General features: G+C 33.4%; 8 protein-coding genes and 1 pseudogene. All 9 read right to left on the reverse strand.

All coding sequences use genetic code 11. The features are described from left to right. Positions 1 to 196, reverse strand: a pseudogene (locus Q0075_RS09660) (hypothetical protein); the annotation flags it as partial. Positions 197 to 384: 188 nt separating this feature from the next. Continuing rightward, complete coding sequence (locus Q0075_RS09665) at positions 385 to 1,575, reverse strand: aspartate aminotransferase family protein (protein ID WP_297869325.1); 1,191 nt, start codon at positions 1,573 to 1,575, stop codon at positions 385 to 387. 63 nt (positions 1,576 to 1,638) lie between these two features. Then, entirely contained in the window at positions 1,639 to 3,303 is a 1,665-nt protein-coding gene (locus Q0075_RS09670; protein ID WP_297869332.1) for an OstA-like protein, read from the reverse strand. Positions 3,304 to 3,450: 147 nt separating this feature from the next. Next, the gene (locus Q0075_RS09675; protein WP_297869326.1) at positions 3,451 to 4,722 is read right to left on the reverse strand and encodes an adenylosuccinate synthase; all 1,272 of its coding nucleotides are present in this window, start codon (positions 4,720 to 4,722) and stop codon (positions 3,451 to 3,453) included. 31 nt (positions 4,723 to 4,753) lie between these two features. Beyond that, positions 4,754 to 5,191 (reverse strand): transcriptional repressor, encoded by a 438-nt coding sequence (locus Q0075_RS09680; RefSeq protein ID WP_297869327.1) that lies wholly within the window; start codon positions 5,189 to 5,191, stop codon positions 4,754 to 4,756. A gap of 94 nt (positions 5,192 to 5,285) precedes the next feature. After that, a complete protein-coding gene (locus Q0075_RS09685) occupies positions 5,286 to 7,505 on the reverse strand; it encodes a RelA/SpoT family protein (RefSeq protein ID WP_297869328.1) in 2,220 nt (739 codons plus the stop codon). A gap of 106 nt (positions 7,506 to 7,611) precedes the next feature. Then, positions 7,612 to 8,403, reverse strand: a complete 792-nt coding sequence (locus tag Q0075_RS09690; protein WP_297869329.1) for an RNA methyltransferase — start codon at positions 8,401 to 8,403, stop codon at positions 7,612 to 7,614. A gap of 63 nt (positions 8,404 to 8,466) precedes the next feature. Next, positions 8,467 to 9,759 (reverse strand): amidohydrolase family protein, encoded by a 1,293-nt coding sequence (locus Q0075_RS09695; RefSeq protein ID WP_297869330.1) that lies wholly within the window; start codon positions 9,757 to 9,759, stop codon positions 8,467 to 8,469. 2 nt (positions 9,760 to 9,761) lie between these two features. Continuing rightward, on the reverse strand, positions 9,762 to 10,414 hold a 653-nt coding region (locus Q0075_RS09700), incomplete at its 5' end, for an amidohydrolase family protein (protein WP_297869331.1).

Raw genomic sequence — 10,414 nt, forward strand, 5'->3', positions numbered from 1 at the left:
CAGTAGATTTTGGATGTTGTTCTAAACCTAATTTAAGCGCTTTTTTGGCCAAATTCAATCGACCTGTATCCATGTAATGAAGAATAATATCTTCAAACTCTTCTGAATCAAAGAAAAAAACTTTATTGGTTTTTAACATCGATTCAAATTTAGATAAGGACAAGCTGTTTTCTTCTTCTTCGTGACTCAAATTCATAGCGCTTTGTTTTATGATTTTATCCTTATTAAAAGTAAGGAATAATATTGGGGTAGTGGTTTGGGGTTTGAATTGTTTTAAACAATTTAATTAACAATTTTCAAGAGCAATCCCTAAGCTTCTGGACAATTTCAAAAATCAAATTCAATTTAAACTGATAAAATTATCCAACATCAAACTTCCATCATTTACTTCATTTCTTTTTCTATCTCATTTAATACCTCAATAATAATGCCACAACCTTTTGTAATTTCTTCATTACTAATGGTTAATGGTGGTGTAATTCGAACAGCGCAACCTTCGAAAAGGAGCCAGAATAAAATAACACCTCTTTTATGACAGCGAAGAATTACTTCATTGGTTATCTCAGGAGAATCTGTCATTGCTGCTAGCATAAGCCCTCGACCTCGAATTTCCTTGATTAGTGGATGCACTAAAAGCTTTTTGAAAAGTTGTTCTTTTTCTAAAGTTTCAGCCATTAAATTGGTTTCCGTTATTTCTTGTAACGTTGCTAAACTCGCTGCTGCTATGACAGGATGTCCGCCAAAAGTGGTAATATGCCCTAATTTGGGATCGTGACTTAGTAAATCCATCATTTCTGCTGAAGCGGTGAAAGCTCCAACAGGCATTCCGCCACCCATTCCTTTTCCCATAACCACCACATCGGGAATAACATCGTAGTTTTGAAATCCGAAAAGTTTTCCAGTGCGACCAAATCCGGGTTGGATTTCGTCTAATATCATGATAGCGCCCACTTCATCACAACGTTGGCGTACTTTTTTAAGAAAATCGTTTTGAGGTTCAATAAAACCAGCACCACCCTGAATCGTTTCTAATAAAACTCCAGCTGTTTTGGTAGTGATTTTTTCTAAATCCGCTTCGTTATTAAATGTAATAAAATCCACATCAGGAATTAACGGGCGAAAAATTTGCTTACGTTCCTCAAATCCCATTACACTCATGCTTCCCATAGTATTCCCATGATACGCATTATGACACGAAATCAATTGACTTCTGCCTGTTACACGACGAGCTAATTTTAAAGCGCCTTCAATAGCTTCCGTTCCTGAGTTTACCAAATACGTTTTCGTAAGTGGATAGGGAAGATATTCTGCTAACAACTTACATAATTCTGTTGCTGGATGTTGGGCATATTCCCCATACACCATCACATGAGAATAAGTATCTAATTGTTTTTTAATAGCATCATTTACGCGCTGTGGTTGATGCCCTAAAGTGTTTGCTGAAACTCCGGCAACCATATCTAAATAAGGATTGCCATCGGTGTCGTAAATATAAGAACCCTTAGCATGGGAAATTTCCATAGCTAATGGGTGAGGTGAGGTTTGTGCTTGGTATTTAAAAAAATCTTCAATCATATTTTTGGTGATTAGTAAAAAGTGAATAGTGATAAGTTAAATTTAGCTAATTACTTTTACTCATTACTTTTGTTTTTTTACTTCTAGTTTTTTTACTTCTAGTTTTTTATCTGATTTCTTTTCTTCTTTTTTGTTTTTAGAATCATATTCCAATGTTTCTTTTTGAATTTCCATTGGTTTTTCCGCTTCAATAGCTTTCTTTTTAGCTTCGATTTGAATTTTATCGTCTAAAGCAATTTCTTCAACTGGGAAAATATCGTCTTTACTTAAAATTCGCTCGTCACCACGCCATAAGAAGCCTCTAAGTTTTCGAGCGTTTTCAGGGAATTCACTTTCGGGATATATGTGGCTATCGGTTTTGGTAAAGAAAGTAATTGAATTGATTTTATTTGCTTCTAATTCCAAATTAATTTTACTGCAAACCGTTTTGTTGATACCAATAAACTCATTAGCATCGTTGTACATGTAGTAAATAACTTCGGCATTCTTTACAACATCAACTTCTTTAAGTTTATTGTCATAGAATTTACCATATAAATTTTGTCCTTTTATCTGATTATAACCATTTTTACTAAGACTATCTTTTTGGATGATGAAAGCATTGTTGAGCACTTTTAACGAATCTAATTGTTCGGTTTTATTGTTGCCAATTAAATGCATTACATCACCGGTCATTTGGTTGTCATTGTTCCAAAGAATTGGTTTTCCAATTAGTTTTGTTAATTCTGATTTGTTGTTAGACCATAATGAATCACATTTTCCACTCATGTCGGTTTTGTAGAATCGAACATTGTTAAAAGCTCGAATTACGCGATCTTCTTGCGGACCTGAAACAATGATTTTTTTGCCATGCATATACATCGTATCTTTTTCAACCAATGTTTTTACTAAAGCTCTTTTGGTTAAAATCATTGAGTCTTTTTTGGTTGCAGCGTTTCTATATAATTCTGCGTAATGACCTGTTGCGATTACGTTGTTGATAGTATCAGTAATTTTTACATTATTAATACCTCTCGAATAATTTTTCTTTCTGTCGTAATACAAATCATCACCTTCTATTATCTTATTGTCGAGGGTAATTTTGGAATTTTTGGAAAGTTTTCCAACATCGTTTGTAGTGTCGTAAAATCCGTTTTCGGTGTAAATTACATTTTCTTTACTTGTAATAGTGGAAGGACCAAAAACATAGGCATGACCTGAATTTTCGTAATAATCTAGATTGTTGGTTTTAATGGTGCTTTCAGGATTCGTAACGGTAACGGCAGTAGTAAATTTGTATTTCTTTTGGTCTACATAATAACGACCCGATTTACTTTTTAAGGTGTTTTCTTTATTACGAATGGTTCCGTAAGTATTGTAAAATGCTTGTTGGTTTTTCTTGTCGAAATAAACCGTGTCAGTAGTTAAAGTTGATTCTGGTGAACGCATTACAACATCTCCAGTAGCAAAAGCAAATTCTTTATCACCATTGTATTCCGCATAACGGCTGTTCATGGTGATGCTGTCGCCTTGATTCATTTGAACATTTCCAAACGCTTTTACGTAATTTTCGTCTTTAAAGTGATAGGCTTTGTTGCAAAACATTTTTACGCCATTATGGATAATACGTACATTTCCAGTAAAGACAATAGCACCTGGGATTTCGGTTTGATTCATATCAACGAAATCCGAGTTTTCTATGATGATTTTTTTCTTTTCTTGAGCTAACGAAAAAGTTACAGTTAGCATTAAAAAGGCGATATAAAAAAATGTGTTTTTCAAGTCGGATTTATTTTGAGCCAAATTTAAGTAAAAACTCTAAAAACGACTGATAATTAAGAATAATTTATCAATTAAAAGAAAAAAACGCTTTCAATTGAAAGCGTTTTTAAGAAATTATTTTGTTATCGTTTGTTTTCTGTCTGGTCCAACTGAAATTACTTTAATTGGCACTTCAACTTCTTTCTCAATAAATTCGATGTACTCTTTTAATTCTTGTGGTAATTCATCATATCTTGTCATTCCTGTTAAATCGGCTTTCCAACCTTTCATTTCGGTGAAAATTGGAGTTACATTTTCAGGTTCAATATTATATGGTAAATGTTGAATTTTTTGTCCTTTATAGTTGTAACCTGTACAAACTTGTAAGGTGTCAAATCCAGAAAGTACGTCACCTTTCATCATATACAATTGCGTAACACCATTAACTTGAACGGCATATTTTAAAGCCACTAAATCCAACCAACCACAACGACGTGCACGTCCAGTAACAGAACCAAATTCGTTACCCACTTTAGCCATTGTTTGTCCAGCTTCTTCGAAATCTTCTGTAGGGAAAGGACCGCTACCTACACGTGTTGTGTACGCTTTGAAAATTCCGAAAACATCTTTTACTTTATTAGGTGCAATTCCTAAACCTGTACAAGCTCCAGCTGCTGTTGTATTAGAAGAAGTTACGTATGGATACGTTCCAAAATCAACATCTAATAAAGAACCTTGCGCTCCTTCTGCTAAGATTGATTTTCCTTCTTTTAAAGCTTTGTTTAAATATTCTTCGCTATCAATGAAAGTTAATTTTTTCAAGTCTTCTACTGCTGCAAAAAACTCATCTTCCATTTCTTTTAATTTGTATTGTAATTCTACATCGTAGAAAGCTATCATTGCTTCATGCTTATCTGCTAATGCTCTATATCTTTCTTTGAAATCTTCTAATTCGATATCTCCAACTCTAAGTCCGTTTCTACCCGTTTTGTCCATATATGTTGGACCAATTCCTTTTAAAGTAGAACCAATTTTTGCTTTTCCTTTTGATGCTTCAGAAGCGGCATCTAACAAACGGTGTGTTGGTAAAATTAAGTGGGCTTTTCTTGAAATGAATAATTTAGCTGTAACATCCATGTTGAATTTTGCTAAACCTTCAATTTCTTTTTGGAAAACTACCGGGTCGATTACCACTCCATTTCCAATGATATTAATTGCGTTTTTGTGGAAAATTCCAGAAGGAATCGTTCTTAAAACGTGTTTGATTCCGTCAAATTCTAGAGTGTGTCCCGCATTTGGTCCACCTTGAAATCTTGCAATAATATCATATTTTGAGGTAAGAACGTCAACGATTTTTCCTTTTCCTTCGTCTCCCCATTGTAATCCAAGTAGTAAATCTACAGTCATTGTGTTGTTGTTTGTTGTTTATATGTTAGGTTTATTGTTGTTTTTTTGTGCCATAGAAATATAGTGAGTGGTTTGAGATATCAATACCAAACATTTCTTCCATGGTTTGTTTTATTTGTTGAATTCTTGGGTCACAAAACTCGATAACTTCACCAGAATCGGTTAAAATAATGTGATCGTGTTGTTTATCGAAATACGATTTTTCGTAATGTGCCTGATTTTGTCCAAACTGATGACGACGCACCAAACCACACTCTAATAAAAGTTCGATGGTATTGTAAAGGGTTGCTCTACTTACACGATAGTTTTTATTTTTCATTTTGATATATAAAGATTCGATATCAAAATGTTCGGCAGTATTATAAATTTCCTGAAGAATGGCGTAACGTTCTGGAGTCTTACGGTGTGCTTTTTCTTCTAAAAATTTAGTAAAAACGTTCTTTACAATTTCTTGATTTTTGTTTTCCATCGTATTGGTAAATGAAATATGCGCAAAGATAGTGTTATTTTTATTTTGTATAAAACCTTTAAATTAATTAGGGTATTTTAGTTATTAACTTTTGTTAATTATTATAAACTCGAGTTACTTTATCAATTCCATCTACTTTTTTAATATTTTCAATAAGTTTTTTCAAAATGGTATTATTTTGAACTACAACAGCTACTTGTCCATAAAAAATGCCAGCTTTTGTATTTAATGAGATGCTTTGAATGTTTACATTCATTTGGCTAGAAATTACTTTTGTAAGTTCATTAGTAAGACCTAAAATATCCATTCCTGTAATTTTTAAAACCGCTTTGAATTCTTCTTGTGAAGAGTCTATCCACTTAGCAGGAATAATACGATATGCGTAATTAGATTGCATACTAATTGCATTCGGACAGTCTTTTCTATGAACTTTAATACCTTCGTTTATCGTTACAAATCCAAATACTTCATCACCAGGGATTGGATTACAGCATGATGAAAGTTTGTAATCTAATTTGTCTTGCTCTGTTCCAAAAACTAGTAAATCGTATTTTTTACTGATTTCATTTTTCTGAATTTGATCAGTGTTATGAGACGGTGAGCGTTTAATTGTTTTTTTGAAAAAATTTACAAGAGTGTTACTTTTTTGAGCGGCATAGTCTTTTAATTGTTGGTTTTCAATTGCACCAATTCCAGCTCTGTAAAATAAATCGAGACTAGTTTGTAACTTGAAATAATTTACAAGTTCATTTGTAGTATTTTCGTTAAGAGTAATCTTTAAATGGCGGAGTTTTCGCTCTAATAATTCTTTACCTTCTTCTGCAATTTTTTTAGTATTCTCGTTTAATACGTTTTTAATTTTATTTTTAGCACGCGAAGTTGTTACGTAATCTAACCATTGAGAAGTTGGTTTTTGATTGACTGAAGTAATAATTTCAACTTGGTCACCACTATTGAGTACATGATTTAAAGGAACTAATTTTCCATTTACCCGAGTTCCTATAGTTTTTACTCCAATTTCTGAGTGAATACTAAAAGCAAAGTCTAAAGAAGTAGCTCCTTTTGGTAGCGATTTAATTTCGCCTTTTGGAGTGAAGACATAGATTTCTTTGGCATATAAATTTAATTTAAAATCTTCTACAAAATCGACTGCATTAGCCGATGAATTTTCCAATGCTTCTTTAAGTTGATTTAGCCATATTTCTAAACCATGTTCTTCTGTAGCCCCGTTTTTATATTTGTAATGTGCGGCATATCCTTTTTCTGCAATTTCATCCATTCTTTCACTACGAACTTGAATTTCAACCCAGCGACCTTTTGGTCCCATTACAGTAATGTGTAATGCTTCATAACCAGTTGATTTTGGGGATGAAATCCAATCTCTCAGTCTACTAGGCGATGGGCGATAATGATCCGTAACTAATGAATAAATTTTCCATGCCAAGAATTTTTCATCGTGTTGATCTGATTTGTAAATAATTCGAAGAGCAAATTTGTCGTAGACTTCATCAAATGTTACTCCTTGAACCTTCATTTTTCTACGAATAGAATAAATGGATTTTGGACGACCTTTTATAGTGAATTCAATTCCCTCGTCCGTTAATGATTTGCTTAAAACATCTGAAATAGTTTTGATGTAAGTATCTTGTTCTTCTTTGGTTTCTTTTATTTTACTAACAATATCATTATAAACTTCAGGTTCTGTATATTTTAATCCTAAATCTTCTAATTGTGTTTTAATATTATATAAACCTAAACGGTGGGCTAGAGGCGCATAAATGTATAATGTTTCTGAAGCAATTTTTGCCTGTTTGTAATCGGCCATGCTTTCCATAGTTTGCATGTTGTGCAATCTATCTGCAATTTTAATTAGAATTACCCGAACATCATCATTCAATGTCAATAGCATTTTACGGAAGTTTTCCGCTTGTACTGATATTTCTTGATCGGTTTTAACTTTGGCAATTTTGGTTAAGCCTTCCACTAATTGAGCAATCTTCGGATTGAACATTTTTTCAATATCCTGAACCGTAATGTCAGTATCTTCTACTACATCGTGCATTAAAGCTGCCGCAATGGAAGTTGCTCCCAAACCAATGTCTCTAGCTACAATTTTAGCTACAGCAATAGGATGGAAAATATAAGCTTCACCCGATTTTCTGCGTTGGTCTTTATGAGCATCAACAGCTACATCAAATGCTTTACGAATGATTTTTTTGTCTTCATCTGTAAGGGTTTGATAACTGATGCGAAGTAATTCTTTATATTCTTGCGCAATGGCTTTGTTTTCGGCTTCTAATTCTAATTCTGTCATACATTTTCTTTAACCAACTAAAAGTAAGTTAATTTTTCTAATTGTGCAATAGTGAAAATATAGAAATGAGTAAAGAAAAAATATTTGAAGTTGAATTTTGAATTTGCTATTGAAATTGTCTTTGTCTTTTAGCTTCAAACAACAAAATAGCGGCTGCAACTGAAACATTCATTGAATCAATTTCGCCTTGCATAGGAATGATGATATTTTTGGTGCTTTCGGTTCGCCATTTTTCAGATAAACCAGTAGCTTCTGTTCCCACAACTAAAGCAGTGGGAGTGGTGTAGTTTTGGGTATGATATTCGGTTGAATCTTGTAAAGTAGCGGAATAAATATTAATGTCATTTGATTTTAAATAAGCAATAACTTCTTCCGTAGTTCCAACAGCAATTTGTCGGGTAAACAAACAACCTACGCTAGAGCGAACGATGTTAGGATTGTATAAATCACTTTTTGGATTGGCAATGATAACAGCATCAATGTTTGCGGCATCAGCTGTTCTTAAAATGGCACCAACGTTTCCAGGTTTTTCAAGAGATTCACCAACTAATATTAATGGATTTTTCGAAAGTTTTAAATCGGATAAGGCTAAGGATTTGGTTTTTGCAATTGCTAATATACCTTCGGTAGTATCGCGATAAGCAAGTTTTTGGTAGACTTCTTTAGATATTTCTATTACATTTAACGGTTTAGTCGTTAAATCGTTTAATTGTTTTTCTGAAATGATTTCAGGTAAAAATAGAATGGTTTCTAATTCATAACCACCTTTTAGCGCCAATTCAATTTCGCGTTTTCCTTCAATTAAAAAAGTGCCTGTTTGCTTACGAACTTTTGCCTTCTCTTGTAATTGAACTAACGATTTGATAAACGGATTTTGAACCGAGGTGATTTGTTTCATGAATAAGAAATTATTGTGCAAAAGTACAAAAAAAGCCTCTCATTTACTGAAAGGCTTTTGGTCTTATTTTTTTTGTTGTTCGAATTTTCCTTTATAACGTTGGTACAATTCGGTATGGTGACTTTCTAAACTGATTTGTCTTCCATCAATAAAAGCTAATGAAATGACATTGGTTTTCATATCTAAAGCATCGCCTTCAGAAATAAATAAAGTAGCACTCTTGCCTGATTCTAAAGTTCCGTATTGGTTGTCAATTCCTAAAATTTTAGCAGAATTTCCTGTGATTAATTGTAATGCTTGTTCTTTTGTTAATCCCCAAGCGGCACAAGTTCCGGCATAAAATGGTAAGTTTCTTGTTTGCATACGTTCCATGTCGCCTGCATTTTGCAATGCAACTAAAACACCTGCATCAACTAATATTTTAGCATTTTTGTATGGTAAATTTACATCTTCATCTTCTAATAAAGGTAAATCGTGAACGCGTTTTAATAAAACCGAAACGTTATTCTCTTTTAATAAATTCGCCACTTTAAATGCGTAATAACCACCAACAATAACCATGTTTTTGATGTTGTTTTTCTTTTTAAATAAAACGGCATCAATAATTTCTTTTTCACCATTTGCGTTTACGTATAAAGATTTTTCGCCTGTTTGTAAACCTTTCATAGCTTCATATGGAATATCTTTTTTCGCATTTTTACTTCCCAAATAAGCAAAAGCATTGTCAAAATATTCTTGAATTGCCTTTACTTGTGGGTCGTAATTTTTGTTCATTTCAATTCCTCCTGGTTCTGCCCACCAACCCGCTCTTGAATAGCTTCTTGGCCAGTTTAAGTGAATTCCGTCATCTGTTTTAATCGAAGCGTCTTCCCAGTTCCAAGCATCTAGTTGAACAATAGATGAAGTTCCAGGAATTCTGCCACCTCTAGGAGTAATTTGTGCTAATAAAACTCCATTTGGACGTGTTGTTTCTACCAATTTAGATTCGGCATTGTAAGCAATAATACTTCTCACATGCGGATTGAATTCACCAATTTCACTTTCATCATCTGAAGCTCTAACGGCGTCGATTTCAACTAAACCTAAAGTTGAATTTGGTGCAATAAAACCAGGATAAACGTGTTTTCCAGAAGCATCAATCACAATATCGTGTTGGGCTGGTTTCATTACTGTTGCATCACCAATGTTGGTAATTTTTCCATCAATAATTGAAATTAAACTATTTTCAATTACTTGTCCGTTTCCTAAATGCGCTTTAGCACCTAAGATTAAAATCGATTTGCTTTGTTTTGGAGCTGGCGTTTGTTGGGCAAACCCAAACAAAGAAATAAATAAAAGAACTATATATTTTTTCATCATTAGTTGTATTTGTAGTGAGACTCTTTGCAATATTCTCCCAAGGTATCACAGTGGTAGTGACCGTTTTCTTTTTTCTTAGGTAATTGCGTTTTCATTCCTTTGTTTTTAGCGTCTAACATCAAATTGATAAGTTCCGCGCGCTCTTTTTGAATCAATGCTAAAGTCTCTTTTTCTTTTTCTAAATCATAGAAAATGATTCCGTCTACTAACGTTTTTTCTGCTCTTGTGTAGATTGATAATGGACTATCTGACCAAAGTACCACATCGGCATCTTTACCAACTTTGATACTTCCTACTTTGTTATCTATTTGAAGAATTTTGGCTGGATTTAAGGTTACGAAATTCCAAGCTTCTTCTTCCGTTACGTTTCCGTATTTAACCGTTTTAGCAGCTTCTTGATTCAAACGTCTCGACATTTCAGCATCATCTGAATTGATAGAAACTTTTACGCCTTCGTTCATCATAATCGATGCATTGTATGGAATGGCATCGTTAACTTCATATTTGTAAGCCCACCAATCTGCAAATGTTGAACCAGCAACTCCGTGAGCCGACATTTTATCTGCTAATTTATATCCTTCTAAAATATGTGTAAACGTTTGAATTTTGAATCCATAACGTTCTGCTAATTTCATCAACATATTGATTTCCG

The sequence above is a fragment of the uncultured Flavobacterium sp. genome, from assembly GCF_937967675.1.
GTDB lineage: Bacteria > Bacteroidota > Bacteroidia > Flavobacteriales > Flavobacteriaceae > Flavobacterium.